Consider the following 15,728-nt stretch of genomic DNA (forward strand, 5'->3'; position numbering starts at 1 on the left):
CGCCTCACTCAGGTGAGGATGCGCCGAGTACGGCTTTTATCGGGACAGAATGAATCCCGGCATTATTTTTGTAGAAGCTGGACAGATACAGGGCTTTACCGACAGGAACGACGACAGAGATGTCCAGCAGCCGTGATCCATCATGGTGGGTGTATGCGATGACGCGACTCGCATCCGGTGACAGGCCCAGCACAGCGGTGCCTTTGGAGGCAGGAAGCAAATGGGGCGGGATCCTCAGTACCAAAGGCTTTAGCCACGGATTACGGTGCATCCAGGTCATCAAGGCGGTTCGGTCTTTGATCAACCCAACCCAGATTCGACCTTCGCTATCACGGTCCATACCATCCGGCAGGCCGGGCAGATCGTCCCAAAGAAGCTCGTACTCCCCGGCTTTCTCTCCTGACAGGTGAACACGCCCTATTCTCGAATTCACGGTTTCACTGATTAACAGCCCGGTTTCGTTACCACTGGCGTCATATTCGATGAGGATGCCGTCGGAAAAAATATTGTTTTCCAGTACCAGCCCAACCTGCTGGGTATCGGTATCGTAGCGCCATACCCGTCCGTTGCGGGCCAGGGTAATGCCTTCAGCAAAGGCCCCCAGGCCTGATGACGCCTTTGGGTGACTAAACGGCTCGGTGATATAGATATGTTGGCCATCGCGGGAAATGTCCAGGTCATTACAGAACTGGAGAACGCGACTGTTGGAAGCCCCCAGGCTGGCAACGCCGGTCTGCTTGTAGGGTGGCAGATAAACGACTTCCTGATTGTCATCAGCGTGGTTGGGAATCTCAAGGCCGTCCGGGCGCAGATTCCCTGTTACTGGAACGCGGGTGACAACAGGGGTAAAGGTGCCACTTTTAAGGTCAAGTTTGTAAAGCCCCGGATCGTTTTCGTAGTCATGAAAATCCAGCCGGGCCATGCAGAAATACACCTGCCCGGGATTGTTGGGGTCAATTCTTGCTCCAGTCGGTGATACCGGCGAGTAAGCCAGTTTTTCCGAGCTTCCGTCATGGAGGTTAACCTTCCATATCCACTCGTCTCTACCGCTTACCAGGACATGTTTGCCATCAGGAAGTGGCAAGATTTCATCGTGTCCGGGAAGCTCTTCTGCCAGGGTGCGCCCTTCGCTGGCAATAACGTCACCTGCGGCCATCTCGGTAATTTCCTTTGGGGTATTACCAAAGACACGGATATCGCCAACCTCATGATAAGAGGCGGGCTCAGTCACGACCCAGCCAGACACCGCGGAAACAACAATGACCAGACCCAACAAGGATGTCATGCGACTACGTTTCATAGGTGAGCATCCGCAACAATCTGCACTTTTCCACCCGTCATGTTCTGGCTATACCACGAGAAAGCCGCAACACCATCACTCAATGGGAAGCTCTTTTGAATCTCGGTGACAAGGTCCTTGCCCATACCACTACGGATAGACCAGGCCACCATGCCCTTTTTAAGCAGGCTCATGCGATCCAGATAGGCATTGATCTCGAAGGTCTCAATTCTTCGCTCGGGAAAGAGGCTTTGCGGGGTAATCTCAACGGTGCCTGGCGTCATATAGCCATACATCTTCACGACCCCACCCTCCTTGGGAAGGGCGTTGAGCAGATGCTGCGGCATATCGCCCGCAACGCAATCAAAGGCCATGAAACAGCCCGTTGATTCACAGGCCTCCTTGAGCTCGTCCTCAAAGTTGTCCCGGCTGGAATTAATGACCTCCAGGGCGCCAGCATTGCGGCAAATATCGGCCTGTTCGTCTCGCCGGACGACAGAAATCACGCCAATACCCTTCTGCTTGCCAAGCCGGATCAGCAGTTTCCCCAGCGCGCTGGCCCCGGCGGTATTCACGATGGTGCTGGCGCCAGCACGACGAGCCACATCGAGCATCGTCAGGGCGGTCATGGGATTGGCAACCGAACAGGCTGCTGTGGCGAAATCCACATCCGAGGGGATATCGATCAGGTCCAGTGCATTGCAGATCACATACTCGGCAAACATGCCCGTGGCGTAGAACGCCACGCGGCTCCCTATCCTGACCCTGCCAATCAGTCCACCGCCAGAGGCAACAACAACGCCTGCCCCCTCAAAACCCAGATTTCTCGGGAAAGGCTCCCCTTCTGTTGCAGTGTAGATCCCCTGAACGTGATAAATATCATTCGGGTTGATCGTTCCGCGTGACACTTTCACAAGCACTTCCCCGTAGCCCGGTTTCGGTACCTTGACCGTATTCACCGCCAGGTATCTGGACAGCTGATCGGTTTCAGGAAAGGCCTCAACTGGCGCGGGTTGTAATGCCTGTAGCGACTGCATGAATTCGGGAATGTTCACCATCTTTCGACTCCAGATTTGTCCAGCACTTATCCCGCGACGGGGTGAGAGAGTTGACCATCGGCTTTCAGGTGAGGAACGTCGTTATCAATCCAGTAACAACGATCCGGCTCCACAACCAGAATTTCTTCGAACTTGGCTCCTCCTCCGCTCCAACCAATGTGTGGCTCAATCGCCCACACTCCGAGTTTCTTACCCACATTTTCTGCATTGATCGTCACGGAAGGGCCAAATTTCAGGAAGGCCAGATTGGCATCTACCGAAAACCAGCCAAAGTATTTGCTACCCAGGCGGCGTTCCTTGCCTTTTTTGGACTTAACCCGAAAGACACGGTGCCCCAATGTGCAAAAAGGGTATTTGGAGTGAATATTGTCGTAACCCGCAGCAGCAATGCGCCGATCAACCTCAAGCCAGATTTCAGCCGGGGTCATCTCGCTCATGAATAGCCGGGGGATTTCAGAACGTAGCTGGAGCAAGAACTCCCGGGCAATGTCCAGCTCCCGATTCGGCCCAATGGACAAGGTATAGCCCACATCCCCAATGTACCCATTAACAATGGGGGCAACGTCGAGGATGGCGGTGGCACCGTATTCCAGTTTCCTGTCACCAGGATGGTAATCATCGTAACTGGTGTATTCATCGAACCTGGCGTGGTTACCGAACCAGGCAAAGGGCCGATGCAGGTAACGCTCACTGCCGTGCTCTTTCAGGTAGCCTTCCAGTAGCCCGGCGGCTTCCTTTTCTGTCATGCCTACTTTAAGCAGCTTCCCGACATGCAGCACCGTGTCATTGGCTAATCGCTGGGCATCACGATATCCCTGCAGCGCTTCTTTCGGGGGCACGGCATCGGCGCCATGAGAGAATTTCGAAAGCCTGATGGCAATCCACCGGTATAACCGATCAAAAAGGCTGGTAGGTTTTTCGAAGAATCCAATAGGCATGCCCTGCTCCAGTGTTGTCAATTAGGCAATGATTCACCTCACTATTGTTGATCGTCTGGCGTGTGACGTATTGACTCAAACACGGTGGTGTTGACCCACCTTTCGTTGAGCCATGTTGGGTCATAGCAACTGGGATTGGGTCAATACCCAGTTGCCCTGCAGGGTTACTATGCGGTGATATTGGATTTTGATGGCCTTCAAGGCCATTGGAACAAGGAGCCCCAATGAGCATCCGTATTCATCACCTGAACTGCGGCACCATGTGCCCGCTCTGCGACCGACTGATGAACAATCAGGACGGGCAGATTTTCAAGAAGGGAAAACTGGTCTGCCATTGCCTTCTTATCGAAGCACCGGACGGGCTTATCCTTGTCGATACCGGCCTTGGTACCCACGACATCGATCAGCCAAGAAAGCGATTGGGCCTCGCCTACCCGCCTATTTTCCAGCCGCGGCTGGACTATCAGGAAACCGCCCTGCACCAGATTCAGCAACTAGGCTTCAAGGGATCCGATGTGAGGCACATCGCTCTCACCCATGTGGATCTTGATCACGCTGGCGGGTTATCTGATTTTCCCCAGGCGCAGGTTCATATCTTCAAGCCTGAACTGGAGCAATTGCTGAACCCTGGCTTTCGTGAAAAAAACCGCTTTCGGCCGATCCAGTTTGATCACCAGCCGGATTGGGTCGTACATGAAGAGCAAGGGGAAAACTGGTTTGGCTTCAGCAGCATACGCGCCATTCCGGGCCTGTCGTCGGACATTCTGCTGATCCCTCTGGTGGGTCATACACGCGGACATACCGGTGTCGCAGTCAAACAGGGAGAGCGCTGGCTACTGCACTGCGGTGATGCCTATTACCACCATAGCCAGGTTACGGAGAATCCGAGAGTCCCCTTTGGCTCAATGATGTTCCAGAAAGGGATTGCCTCATTGCCTTCCGAGCGCGTCAGGAACCTGCAGCGGTTACGTGAACTGGCACTCAATCATGCAGATGAAGTGTCGTTGTTTAGTTCCCATGACCCGGTTGAATTTGATCGCTATGCCGCACCGAGCCGCTGAATTGCCAGGAGAGCGAATAATGTCATCGCACAAAGAAACCATCGTCGTACGTAAGGATTTGGATTTCGGATTGATGTCAGAGGATATCCCGACCTATTGGCAAGACGGGGATCCCTATAAAACCCGCGTGTTTGATGCCATTCAGGCCACGTTTCCGGATGGTGAACGTTTCTTTATTTCCTCTGTACGGGCCTTCAAGGACAAGATTCAGGACAGTGTGCTCAGGCAGGAAGTCCGTGATTTTACCATGCAGGAAGGCCAGCACGGCATTGTTCACGCCAATTACAACAAGCGTCTGAAGCGACAGGGGATCCCGATCGAGAAGTTCACGTCTCGGATCAAGCGGGTAATGGACAAGCGACTTCAGGATAACTCGCCGGAATACAACATTGCGCTAACTTCGGCGTTCGAACACTACACTGCCATGATGGCTGAGCTGTTCTTTGCGCATAAATCATCCACCGAGGGTGCGGATGACCGAATTCGTGCCATGTTCGCCTGGCATGCTATTGAAGAGATGGAGCACCGGGCGGTGGCATTTGATGTGATGAAACGCGTCGCCAGGGTGGGTTATTTTCGTCGTGCTCTGGCCATGACCCATGTAACGGTTGGCTTTTCGTTGTACTCCCTGATCGCCCCTTTCTTCATGCTCAGGGCGGATGATTTTAGCCGCCGCCAATGTCTGTCAATGTTTGTGAAAGGCCTACCCTGGCAGCTGGATATTTATGCCCGCCTGCTTCCCATGTTGCTTACCTATTTTCGTCCCGGGTTCCACCCGGAAGATATGCCTGCCGTGCATAACTACGAGGCTTGGCTTAGCAAGTATGAGGAAAGCCATGATCCCATTGCGGCGGCAAAAGCGATGCACGAAGCCGCATACTAATCGGCGTTAACATCGGGGGCGCATTGGCCATGGCCATGTCGCTCCAGCTGATGATTCAGAAAGCAACGGGATTGCTTTTTCCTTTTAGCCATTGAGGCGTCATAGAACAAGCAATTCATCAGGTGCAGTCTGGTTCGAGCTGATATGCTCTATCGAAAGCAGATGGACCTATGAGACAAGAAGATGTCAGACAAAATGGCGCATGGGGCAGCAGACACCCACAGTGTAGCGGTGCACTTCGTTAAACTCGTGACCGACTTTATTGAATCCAGGGGCCTTTCTGCTGCCGGCCTGCTCGGTGAGGCAGATCTGACTCCGGACGATTTAAATGATCCTAATGGCCGAGTGTCTTTCACCAAGTTCGATCACCTGCTCAATCTCACTGCAAAGACCCTTGATGAACCCTGTCTGGGCTTGAAATTGGGTCAAAGCATCCGGCCCGGCCATCTGGGATCCCACGGTTTTGCACTCATGAGCTGTTCCACCGGTGCGGAGTTGATGCAGCAGCATATGCGTTATTCCATGCTCACCATTGATGCCGCCCATGTGGTGATCGAACAAAGTGGTAATGACTATATTCGTTATCTGAGAAGCAGTCTCCAGGACGGGGCAAAACTGGGTCGGTTGCAGGACGAGCTGAATATGGCAACCACGGTTGCCATGGCCCGCTGGTTCACCAACCGCAACGATCTAGCCCCCAAATGGGTCTCGTTCCAGCACCCGGAGCCTTCAGACACCACGCAGTATTCCGCGTTTTTTAACTGCCCGGTACATTTCTCCCGGCCTGAAACCGCGGTCTGCGTTGATGGTTCTTACCTGCTTATCACCCTGCCCCACGCCAATCCCCAGCTTCGGCAGATGATGGACGATGTCTGTGCCGGCCTGGTAAAGCAACTGGGTACCGCGCTGGAGCCGGGCTGGGTCGCACAGGCCCGCCAGTTGATATTGAAATCGTTCAAAGAAGGGCTACCGGACATCGCCAGTGTTGCCGATGCGACCAACATGAGCGAAGAAGAGCTGAAATCCCAGCTGGCCCAACGCGGCACCAGTTTCCGGGGGTTTGTTGATGAGTTGAGGCAGGCTCTGGCACTGGGCTATGTCAGAGACCCGAGCCTGAGTCTGGTTGATATCGCCTACCTGCTCGGGTTTTCAGAACAAAGCGCCTTCCAGAGGGCCTTCAAGCGCTGGACGGGGAAGACGCCGGGGGAATATCGAAAAAATTGAATCAATGCAAATTAGTGGTTTTTTAGGGCTGAATCACTCCGTTTGAACGCCATCAACGTCCAGGTGGCTCCGGCCATATCCAGCGTAGCAAACAGGACAATGGCAATTTCAGCTTCGCCCTTGATCCACAAAGCAATAAACACCAGTGCAGCAAAATATCGCTGTGCCACGGTAATCAGGTAAAGCTCCGCCAGGGCAAAACGGGCGATACAGAACTGGAATACCCCAATGATAAAGGCCAGAAGACCAATCACCCTGGCCATCCAGAAGTACTCGCCATGTTCCAGTTGAAACAGATCGAGCAACACTCCGGGAACAGTCATGAGACCGAGCCCTGGGATAGCCATCATATAAAGCCCGAACACCGTTAAACTGGTTCTTGCTGCATGAGCTGCACGATTTATGTCTTGATTCATGACTCACCTTCCCTTTCCATCATGAAACCAGCGGACAGCTCAGCAACAATCTCTGCTGCTGGCTTGATGCTATGGATGCGCCCAATATGCTCGCCCGCGTAGATGGCGGTTGAATTAAGCAGCTTATCTTTCTGCCCTCTGCTGAGCATGGCGGGTGAAAAGAACGGCACCCCCGGTTTCTGGATTGAGGATATGCTGGATTTCATCGGTACAAGCTTGCGGGTAAACCCAAAACTCGTATTGAGTGCTTGTAACCACCATGGAATGCTACCGTCTTCCCGACACCAGCGTTCGGTTGCCTTGTTCGGCACTACCCGGTGTAGATCCGGCCAACCGAACCCAAACAGGTGAGTCAAAATGGTATTGTCTGCGGCCAGGAGTGCATTCCGATAGGCATCGTGAATGTGACTTTCCGGTGTCAGGAGAAAACGGGTACCGGTGCACACACCATCCGCTCCAAGTTTCGCTACTCTAGCAGCATCATTGGCTGTGTAGATGCCCCCTGCTGCAAAAACAGGCAGTGTTGATGCCAGCTCGGCAACTTCGGGCAACAGCGCTTCAAGCCGCTCCTCGGCTCTTACATGGCCGCCAGCCTCTATACCCTGGACGATGATGCCATCAACACCCGCATCAATAGCTTTACGCGCCTCTGACACGGCCCCTACTTGCTGGAACACAAAGACGCCATGCTGTTTCAGCGTGCGGATCTCACGTGTCCCATCCCCCCAGAACAGGGTAACGATAGGTACCTGCTGTCGAATGACGACTTCCATGTGCTTCGCCCTGGTATAAGGCAACAGCAAATTGACGCTGATCGGGTTTCCCTCTGCCCGGGCGCGGGTACGCTCAATCATTCCCTCCCACACCGACACATCATGCAGGCCGAGCGTTCCAATCCCGCCCGCTGCTGATACCGCGCCTGCCAGCGCTGGGCCAGATGCACTGGTCATTCCGGCCTGCATGACAGGAACGCGCACACCCAATGAGTGCAACCTGCTTAATGCCTCCTCCGCGCGGATCTGTATCGTCGGGGCTGCGCTTAACTGATCACTTTGCTTGTTCATTGTTCCTGCCTCCTGTGCCAGTGACATCAAGCTGTTGATGCCGAGAGGTTGTCTCCCACAAAACGCCAGTTCACCAGTTGCCAGAACGCGCCCAGATAACCGGGCCGGGCATTGCGGTAGTCGATGTAATAGGCGTGCTCCCACAAGTCGCAGGTCAGCAGTGGAATGTCGTCGCCCGTTAGCGGGGTTTCAGCGTTACTGGTGTTGACGATAGCCAATGATCCATCTGCTCTTTTGACTAACCAGGTCCATGAAGAGCCGAAGTTGTTGACCGCTTTCTCATTGAATTCGGCCTGGAAGTTCTCGAAGGACCCAAAAGCAGCGTCGATGGCATCAGCGACGGCTCCCTCTGGCAGGCCCCCGCCATGGGGACTCAGGCCGTTCCAGTAAAAGGTGTGGTTCCAGATCTGTGCTGCATTATTGAAAATGCCGCCGCTGCTGTTTTTGATAATCTCTTCCAAAGACTGGTTTTCGAGGTCGGTTCCCTCAATAAGGCCATTAAGCTTCACCACATAGGTGCTGTGATGTTTTCCATAGTGGTATTCCAGTGTTTCCTTCGAGATATGAGGAACCAACGCACTAATGTCATAAGGAAGCGGGGGCAGTTTGAAAGCCATGGAATGATCTCCTGTTAATACGGCTTGAATTGCGATAAATCGTTTAACTAGCGCGGAATTTGGGTAATCCAATATCTCCTTTGGCGAAGTTGCTCAGCATGTAGCAGAGCGCCACCTTGAGGACTGATTCCCTTGGGCGGGCCTGACCTTGTCGCGCAATTCTCTTGAGCTGGTGTGAGTACCAGACGATTTCCATCATCCCGGACCGGTCGACCGCTTTTACGCCAGATCGTCTCGGGGTGACTTCATACTGCGGGTCCAGCCCCGCCAACAACCGCTGCGGTACCGCAGCATCAAGGCTGAACAACCGTGCAAGCCCAACCAGATCCAGCCCTCCACCTTCGAGAGCTTCATTCATTCCCGCCACGGACCGGAATCCACCAGTCACCATCAAAGGCACCGATGTCTGCTCGCGAACCTTCTCGGCAAAATCCAGGAAGTACGCTTCGCGCTTGCGGGTGCTCTGTTTTACAGGCTGCTGGACACCGGTGAATGCAGGATCTTCGTAGGTGCCACCTGAGATCTCAATCATGTCGATACCCGCCTCTGCAATCGCCAGCACCGCTTGCATCGATTCACTTTCGTCATACCCGCCTTTCTGAAAATCTGCCGAGTTCAGCTTGATACCAATGGGGAAGTCCTCTCCCACCTCATCACGAATGGCGTAGTACACCGCCATCAAAAAACGACGGCGCTTCTCCGGTGTTCCCCCCCAATAGTCGTCACGCTGGTTCAACTGTGGTGAAAGGAACTGATTAATCAGATAACCGTGTGCGGCATGGATCTGCACACCGCCAAAGCCAGCCTTCTTGGCGATGCGCGCGGTATTGGCAAAGCGGGCAATGACGCCCTCGATTTCTTCGGGACAAATTTCCCGGGGCGCGGGGAAGTAAGGCGCAAGCTCTTGCTTGAAAGGAATGGCAGATGGCGCAAGGTTCTCTCTGTTCAAGCCATGCATGGCCTGCCTGCCAGGATGGTTAATCTGCATCCACAGTTGTGTGCCGCCGATACTGCCGCGCAGTGCCCACTCACGAAGGAGATCGAGGTGGCGCTCATCTTCGACCACCACATTACCTGGCTCACTACGGGCGTTACTGTCGACCATGACATTGCCGGTGATGCTGAGACCGGCCCCGCCACGGGCCCAAGCCTCATACAGCGGCAGCAGCCACCGTAACGGAGTGCCATTGGCATCACCCATGGATTCGTGCATGGCGGCCTTGACGATACGATTCGGGATTACCGTGCCGGTCTTAAGCGTCAACGGTTCGGCAAGCCGGGCCGAATGGACAGAGGTCGAAGAAGATGTATGGAGAGTGTTCATTGGGCCCTCGCATCGGCTGGGTTTGATACAACCCATGCTAGGAACTGGCCCTTTGGCTAACAAACGATGGTTACTACGCCATGGTTAAGCAGAGCTTAACCATGGCGATTAACTTAACAGTGAACGTACCCAAGTGAAGGCGTCCTGGAGTAGCTCGGTCTTGCTACTGCCGGTGCGAAACACAAACCAGGCCTTGAGAGGGGTTGGCACGGGAGGCAGCACAGCGGTAAAACGGTTGCCTGGCCAAACGGCTTCAATGGACGTACCAACAGGCAAGAAACTCAACACCACCCCCAGCCCACGCTCAGCGGCATGCAGGGCAGCTAAATCAGAATCCACCAGCAACGCCCCTTTGCCGTTAACCTCCCCTTGCCCCAAAAGGGCACCAAGGTCATCCCAACCGAACTGTTCGTGGCGGCGGCGGATCAATGTGTGCTGTTCGAGATCCTGAATTCCCTCTATCGGGTGCTGCGCAAGCAACGCTGGCGAAGCCAGCAAAACCGCCTCACACTCGCAAACTGGCCAGGCAGTTAGACCTGCCCATTTACCACTCCCCACGCGTATCGCCGCATCAATCCCAATGGCATCAAAATCGACCACATCCATACTGCCTTCGATGGAGATACTGACGTCAGGGTGACTGGACTGAAAACTTTCCACTTGAGGCAACACGAACTCATGAGCGATCAGGGGGGTCATGCTGAGCCTCAGCTCCGGTTGACCGAATTCGTGCACAAACTCTGCATGACCCTGCCGGTATATAGAGAGTGTTTTTGACGCTACCTGGAAAAACTGTGCTCCAGCATCGGTGAGCTCAATACGCCGGGTTAAGCGCAGAAACAGCGGTTGGCCGAGCAGCTCTTCAAGCTGCTTGATTTGCTGACTGATCGCAGAAGTGGTTAGGTGCAACTCTTGGGCTGCCTTGCTGAAACTGAGTAGGCGAGCAGACGCCTCAAATGCGGGAAGCAATTGTAAGGGCGGTGGACGTTTTGAAGCCTTCATTAGGAATTCCCACTTTTCAACAGTATCACTCCAACCTGGATGTCAGCTCAAGAGAAAGGCCTTAAACTAACACTCGCGTGCCCCCTGTTCCATTCATCCCAGATACCACGCGAGAGCTGTATTCGGCAAAATATTGCTTGGATCTGATAGATAATGTGGGTCCATCTCTATATTAAGATTCTCTTTCATCTACATCATGGATACACAGAACGCATATAACGAAAGTCATTAAGCCTCTGTAGCCAGCACAATCGTGTTTGTTAATCGCCGTGAACAGACCAAGAGGAATAAAACTCCAATCCCAAGCACTGCTAGAGGACGTTCAAGCTCTGGGCGAAAGCGCCAGGGAAAAGTGATAACTGAACCATCTCAAATGTCACAACAGGAAAATCAAACGCTGTCCAGCGTTAGCCGCGGGGCCTAAGACAGCCTAAGATGATTAGATTGTCCTGTGAGAGTCTTCTATGTCTTCCGCTTTCTGGTTCCCGATTGCCGCCGTCCTCGAAATCGCTGGCTGTTTCACTTTCTGGATGTGGCTTCGCCAAGGCCAAAGCCTGTGGTGGGTACTGCCGGGGCTGGTGGCGCTTGCCGGTTTTGCCTGGGTGTTAACCCAGGTAGAAAGCGACTTTGCCGGGCGCGCTTATGCGGCGTATGGCGGGGTCTATATTGTGGCCTCGCTGCTCTGGGGAATGTTGGTGGAAAAGCAGCCCCCCAGCTGGGCGGACATGGCCGGTGTGGTACTGTGTCTTGCCGGGGCGACAGTCCTGTATTTTTCGCCTGCCTTTGGCCGTTCATTGTGATGAAAACAGGAGTGCAGCGTTGGCCAGTCATCCGCCCGATCTGACCCGGGGTTCCATTTCACGCGCCCTGCTTACCCTGGCATTGCCCATTGTCTTCGCCAACCTGCTGCAGACAGCCTATCAGCTGACCGATACGTTCTGGGTTGGCCGCTTGGGGGCGGATGCGGTTGCCGCGGTGTCCCTGAGTTTTCCGGTGTTGTTTTTTCTGATCTCGCTGGGTGTCGGCCTCGCCATTGCCGGCACCATCATGGTGGCGCAGAACAAGGGCCGTGGTGATCTGGATGCGGTGAATCATGTGTCTGCCCAGGCGTTGCTGGGCGTGTTGGTGATGTCGGTGTTGCTGGCTGGTATCGGCTTTTATGTGGCGGCGTTTCTGGTGGATTTTCTCGGGGCGTCGGAGACGGTACACCCCCAGGCGACGGAGTATCTGGAATATTCCTTTATTGGCCTCCCCTTTCTGTTTGCCTATGTGATTTTCCAGTCGCTGATGCGCGGTGTGGGGGATGCACGCACGCCGCTATGGATTGTGGCCGGCACGGTGTTGCTCAATTTCGTACTCGACCCGCTGCTGATCATGGGCTATGGCCTGGTGCCGGCGCTGGGTGTCAGCGGCGCAGCAGCGGCAACGGTGGCGACGCAGGGGCTGGCGGCGCTGATCGGGCTGATCATGTTGTTTTCGGGTCGTTACGGCATCCATCTTCGTTTGGTACAGCTGAAACCGGATTTTCCGCTGCTTTGGCAATTGCTGAAGCTGGGCCTGCCTGCAGCAGTGGAACAAGCGACGCGGGCACTCGGGTTGATGGTGATGACCACCCTGGTGGCGGGCTTTGGCACCGTGGCACTGGCGGCCTACGGCATTGGAACACGCATGCTCAGTTTCGTGATCATTCCGGCATTGGGGCTTTCGCAGGCCACGTCCACGGTTGTCGGTCAGAACATGGGCGCGGGGGAGCTGAAACGGGCGGAACACACCACCTGGCTGAGTGGCGCGATTGCCTTTGTCGGGTTGAGCCTGGTGGGGATACTGGCTTTTGTCTTCGCCGAACCGCTGGTGCGTTTATTTATCCCGGATGCGGAGGCGGTGATTCAGGAAGGCAGCCAGTTTGTCCGTATTACCGCCCTCGCCTACGGCGTGCTGGGGGCGCAGATTGTGGTCACCGGGGCGTTTCGTGGCTCGGGCAATACGCTGGCGGCGATGGCGATTGCATTGGTGTCGCTGTGGATGTTGCAGTTCCCTATCGCCTGGCTGCTGACAGAACGCACCAGCCTTGGGGTCACCGGGGTGTGGATTTCCTATCCAGTACAGAGCGTGCTGACGGCGCTGATCGCCTGGATCTGGTTTGTGCGCGGAGGCTGGAAGCACCGCCAGTTTGTCGGCGTGCCACCGGCAGAGATTCGGGTTTCCCAGTACCCCACGGAATCAGTGGCCAGCACCGGCCGCTGATTCCAGAGGGATCTGACATCCGCGTCAGTGGCTTTCGTGATGAAAGCGGTAGGTGAGATTCAGCTGTACCCGCGGGGCTTCGCTGCGATCGCCGTCCTGCCGGTCACGCAGACCGTAGGACACTTCAGCGCCATAACTCAGGCGTGGGGTGTGCTGATAGACCGCCGTGAGTGTGCCGTAACGGCTGCGTCGCATGGCCGCGGCAGGTAATGCGGCATCGGATTCCACCACCACCTGCCCGGCGACCATGGCCAGGGTCCAGTCTTCCAGCGCTTGCCATTCCCCTGCCAGATACCCGCCCTGGCTCACCAGGGGTTGCAGGCCATCAGCGAAAACATAGCCATCCATGCTGCTGTCACCGAAGCCCGACAGGTCGTTGTAGTAGTGGGCCATGCCTTCGCCATAGCTGCCGCTGGCCAGCAAACGCAGGGTATCGGTCAGCGACAGCGCGCCACTCAGCACGCCCCCTGTGGCGGTGGTAAACTGCTGGTCGCCGTTGGCAAACTCCACCCCGATTTCACGGTTTACGATACCGGCTTTTACATGCCCGAGAGTGAAATCCTGAGTCCAGGTGGCGATGACATCCGGCCGGCGGCCTACGGCACTGCTCTGGTTTGCTGGGTCCTGGATTTCGCTGTTCGGATCTTCCAGGGCCAAGGTCCAGTGATCGGTCTGCCAACGAATGCCGGTTTGCCGCGCGAAGATGGCACTGTTAGGCCCCTGTGCATCAAGCGTCAAAGGCCAGGCTTTGCCGTCCAGCAAGGCGGTAAACCCATAGCCGGCCCGCAGAGCCCCGTGTTGAAAGTAGAAATCACGAATGCGCAGCTCGTAGCTATCCAGGCTGCCAAACAGATCGGCGGCGAAGACCATATGCGGCCCTTCGCTCTCGCCCACACGGAAGCCCAGCTGGCTGTTCTTGGCATTCAGGTTGAATTGCTGTTGATGGGTGTCACCGCCCGGTATGGTGCTGGGTATCAGTAACTCATCAAAGCCGGCGTCTTTGTCGTCGTAGATGGCGTCGACACTAACCTTGCCAAAGAAGGCAAGCGGCATGGAAGGGAAGCCCGACGTTGAAGCAGGTGAATCGATCTGCGCCTTGAGGGCATCGAGCTGTTGCTGAAGACGACGAATCTCTGCCTGGGTGTTATCCGCCCAGGCATCGCTGGCCAGGCTGATACCTGCCAGTGCCGCCATCCAGACAGTGGGTTTCACTGTGGACATACTGTTCTCCCGAGGACTGCCGGATCACGGCAGTGGTCATTCGGTTCCCCGCTTTCCCCCTGAGGCCTTTTGAGCGTTATCGGTATGGTCGGCGTGCGAGGAGTAACCGTTTACACGAAGCAATTAAAAGCCGCGCAGGATACGGATTCAGTTCCCCCCTGACTACTAAACAGCCTGTATCAGCGGCAACGGTTTTGCGTTCTCCCGATCAGTGGTATGCAAAGCGGGGTTATTGGCCGGGCAATGACGGGCATGGGTCCAGAAACTCGGACGCACCTATAACCGGCAACAGGCATTCACATTGCCAGTGTTCATTGGCGTCACCGTCTTATCAGGATCATGCTGGGCCCATCGACACATCAGGAATATTGGGATGACGACCAGGCAATGGTGGCACTCCGGACTGGTCTGGGTTGCGGTGGCAACCTTTGCCATGGCCTTCAAGGGCATCTTCGCCCGCATTATTTATCAGTATCAGGTGCCAGTGAATGCGCTGCTGATCTGGCGATTCTGTCTGGCCGTTCCCCTATTCTGGCTGATTGCGAGGTGGATCAATCGGCACCAGCCACCCGTCCGGTTGTCCGTTCGGCAATGGGCGGTGTGTGCGTTCACCGGGGCCCTGTTCTTTGTCAGCGCCTGGTGTGATTTCCATGCAATTGATGCGCTGGGCGCCAGCATATCGCGCATGGTGCTGTACCTCTTTCCTGCTCTGCTGATGCTGGCCCAGTCCGTGGAACAAAGACGCCTGCCTGGCCCACGGCAGTTGGCCATTTTTCTGGTGGCCTGGATGGGTATCGGCATGCTGTTGTTACCCGGTTGGCATGGTGGAGACATCAGTGCCCTTGGCCTGTTGTACGGCTTTGGCGCAGCACTGTGCTATGCCGCGTTCTGGCGTACCAGCCAGTCGTTGATGAAACCGCTGGGTTCAGTGCGCTTCAACCAGCTTTCCAATACCTTCACGCTGTTACTCATGATGGCACTGCTGCTTCCCACGGTGTCTGCGGATGACCTTGTTGTCAGCCTGCCAGCCTTTGGTTGGATCGTGTTGCTGGTCCTGTTCTCCACCGTGTTGCCCTTTTTTGTCTTGTTTGAAGGGTTGAGTCGTGCAAATGCTGCCGAAGCGGGCGTGGTTTCCATGTTCGGGCCGGTGGTCACCGTCAGCGTGGCGATTATGGTGTTTCCGGATGAGCAGCTCGGGTTGCTGCAATGGTGCGGCGTGATTCTGGTGTTATTGAGCATCGGGGCACTGACATTGAAGAAAGCGGCACCCGCCTCCCCGGCCAAGGACGCCTGACCTGCCCGGATGTGACCCTTCCCGGCAGGCGACGTCATTGCTGCTTTCAGCCCAGGGTTTTTATGATGTGACTCACTAGGGAGCCTCTGAATAACTCCTTGCA

General features: G+C 55.3%; 15 protein-coding genes. 6 read left to right on the forward strand and 9 right to left on the reverse strand.

Going from position 1 to position 15,728, the window contains the following annotated elements; all coding sequences use genetic code 11:
• Nucleotides 1-4: 4 nt before the first annotated feature.
• From A15D_RS11800 to A15D_RS11810, 3 genes are read right to left on the reverse strand one after another with little or no spacing between them, the layout of a single operon-like run.
• Nucleotides 5-1,300, reverse strand: a complete 1,296-nt coding sequence (locus A15D_RS11800; RefSeq protein WP_102792102.1) for an SMP-30/gluconolactonase/LRE family protein — start codon at nucleotides 1,298-1,300, stop codon at nucleotides 5-7.
• Nucleotides 1,297-2,337 (reverse strand): zinc-binding dehydrogenase, encoded by a 1,041-nt coding sequence (locus A15D_RS11805; RefSeq protein WP_102792103.1) that lies wholly within the window; start codon nucleotides 2,335-2,337, stop codon nucleotides 1,297-1,299. Before A15D_RS11805 ends, A15D_RS11800 begins: the two co-directional genes overlap by 4 nt.
• A 26-nt stretch (nucleotides 2,338-2,363) precedes the next feature.
• Nucleotides 2,364-3,275, reverse strand: a complete 912-nt coding sequence (locus A15D_RS11810; RefSeq protein ID WP_102792104.1) for a M24 family metallopeptidase — start codon at nucleotides 3,273-3,275, stop codon at nucleotides 2,364-2,366.
• 224 nt (nucleotides 3,276-3,499) lie between these two features.
• Here A15D_RS11810 and A15D_RS11815 point away from each other — a divergent pair, with 224 nt between their 5' ends.
• From A15D_RS11815 to A15D_RS11825, 3 genes are all read left to right on the forward strand, one after another.
• Complete coding sequence (locus A15D_RS11815) at nucleotides 3,500-4,336, forward strand: MBL fold metallo-hydrolase (protein WP_199175895.1); 837 nt, start codon at nucleotides 3,500-3,502, stop codon at nucleotides 4,334-4,336.
• A 19-nt stretch (nucleotides 4,337-4,355) separates the two neighbouring features.
• The gene (locus A15D_RS11820) at nucleotides 4,356-5,219 is read left to right on the forward strand and encodes a metal-dependent hydrolase (RefSeq protein ID WP_158245807.1); all 864 of its coding nucleotides are present in this window, start codon (nucleotides 4,356-4,358) and stop codon (nucleotides 5,217-5,219) included.
• Nucleotides 5,220-5,402: 183 nt separating this feature from the next.
• Nucleotides 5,403-6,443 (forward strand): AraC family transcriptional regulator, encoded by a 1,041-nt coding sequence (locus A15D_RS11825; RefSeq protein ID WP_102792106.1) that lies wholly within the window; start codon nucleotides 5,403-5,405, stop codon nucleotides 6,441-6,443.
• Nucleotides 6,444-6,454: 11 nt separating this feature from the next.
• Here the strand turns inward: A15D_RS11825 and A15D_RS11830 are convergent, their stop codons facing one another.
• The 5 genes from A15D_RS11830 to A15D_RS11850 all read right to left on the reverse strand — a co-directional run bounded on the left by A15D_RS11830 (nucleotide 6,455) and on the right by A15D_RS11850 (nucleotide 10,866).
• Nucleotides 6,455-6,859 carry a hypothetical protein gene (locus A15D_RS11830; RefSeq protein ID WP_146026875.1) on the reverse strand — a complete coding sequence of 135 codons (405 nt, stop codon included), beginning with the start codon at nucleotides 6,857-6,859 and terminating at the stop codon, nucleotides 6,455-6,457.
• Entirely contained in the window at nucleotides 6,856-7,923 is a 1,068-nt protein-coding gene (locus tag A15D_RS11835) for a nitronate monooxygenase family protein (RefSeq protein WP_158245808.1), read from the reverse strand. The genes A15D_RS11830 and A15D_RS11835 overlap by 4 nt, the downstream gene beginning before the upstream one ends.
• 26 nt (nucleotides 7,924-7,949) lie before the next feature.
• Entirely contained in the window at nucleotides 7,950-8,540 is a 591-nt protein-coding gene (locus A15D_RS11840) for a Fe-Mn family superoxide dismutase (protein WP_102792109.1), read from the reverse strand.
• A 43-nt stretch (nucleotides 8,541-8,583) separates the two neighbouring features.
• On the reverse strand, nucleotides 8,584-9,864 hold the full coding sequence (locus A15D_RS11845) for an NADH:flavin oxidoreductase/NADH oxidase family protein (protein ID WP_102792110.1): 1,281 nt from the start codon (nucleotides 9,862-9,864) through the stop codon (nucleotides 8,584-8,586).
• A 108-nt stretch (nucleotides 9,865-9,972) separates the two neighbouring features.
• Nucleotides 9,973-10,866 (reverse strand): LysR substrate-binding domain-containing protein, encoded by an 894-nt coding sequence (locus tag A15D_RS11850; RefSeq protein WP_102792111.1) that lies wholly within the window; start codon nucleotides 10,864-10,866, stop codon nucleotides 9,973-9,975.
• A gap of 464 nt (nucleotides 10,867-11,330) precedes the next feature.
• Between A15D_RS11850 and A15D_RS11855 the strand changes: the two genes are divergently transcribed.
• Together A15D_RS11855 and A15D_RS11860 are read left to right on the forward strand one after the other, a co-directional pair.
• A complete protein-coding gene (locus A15D_RS11855; protein WP_102792112.1) occupies nucleotides 11,331-11,666 on the forward strand; it encodes a YnfA family protein in 336 nt (111 codons plus the stop codon).
• 19 nt (nucleotides 11,667-11,685) lie between these two features.
• Nucleotides 11,686-13,110: an MATE family efflux transporter gene (locus A15D_RS11860; RefSeq protein WP_102792113.1), complete on the forward strand. Its 1,425-nt coding sequence runs from the start codon at nucleotides 11,686-11,688 to the stop codon at nucleotides 13,108-13,110.
• Between the two features lie 24 nt (nucleotides 13,111-13,134).
• Here A15D_RS11860 and A15D_RS11865 read toward each other — a convergent pair whose 3' ends face one another.
• Nucleotides 13,135-14,331: a hypothetical protein gene (locus tag A15D_RS11865; RefSeq protein WP_102792114.1), complete on the reverse strand. Its 1,197-nt coding sequence runs from the start codon at nucleotides 14,329-14,331 to the stop codon at nucleotides 13,135-13,137.
• 373 nt (nucleotides 14,332-14,704) lie between these two features.
• Between A15D_RS11865 and A15D_RS11870 the strand changes: the two genes are divergently transcribed.
• Nucleotides 14,705-15,625, forward strand: a complete 921-nt coding sequence (locus A15D_RS11870; protein ID WP_102792115.1) for a DMT family transporter — start codon at nucleotides 14,705-14,707, stop codon at nucleotides 15,623-15,625.
• Nucleotides 15,626-15,728 lie beyond the last annotated feature (103 nt).

The organism is Alcanivorax sp. MD8A (genome assembly GCF_002888555.1).
Lineage (GTDB): Bacteria > Pseudomonadota > Gammaproteobacteria > Pseudomonadales > Alcanivoracaceae > Alcanivorax.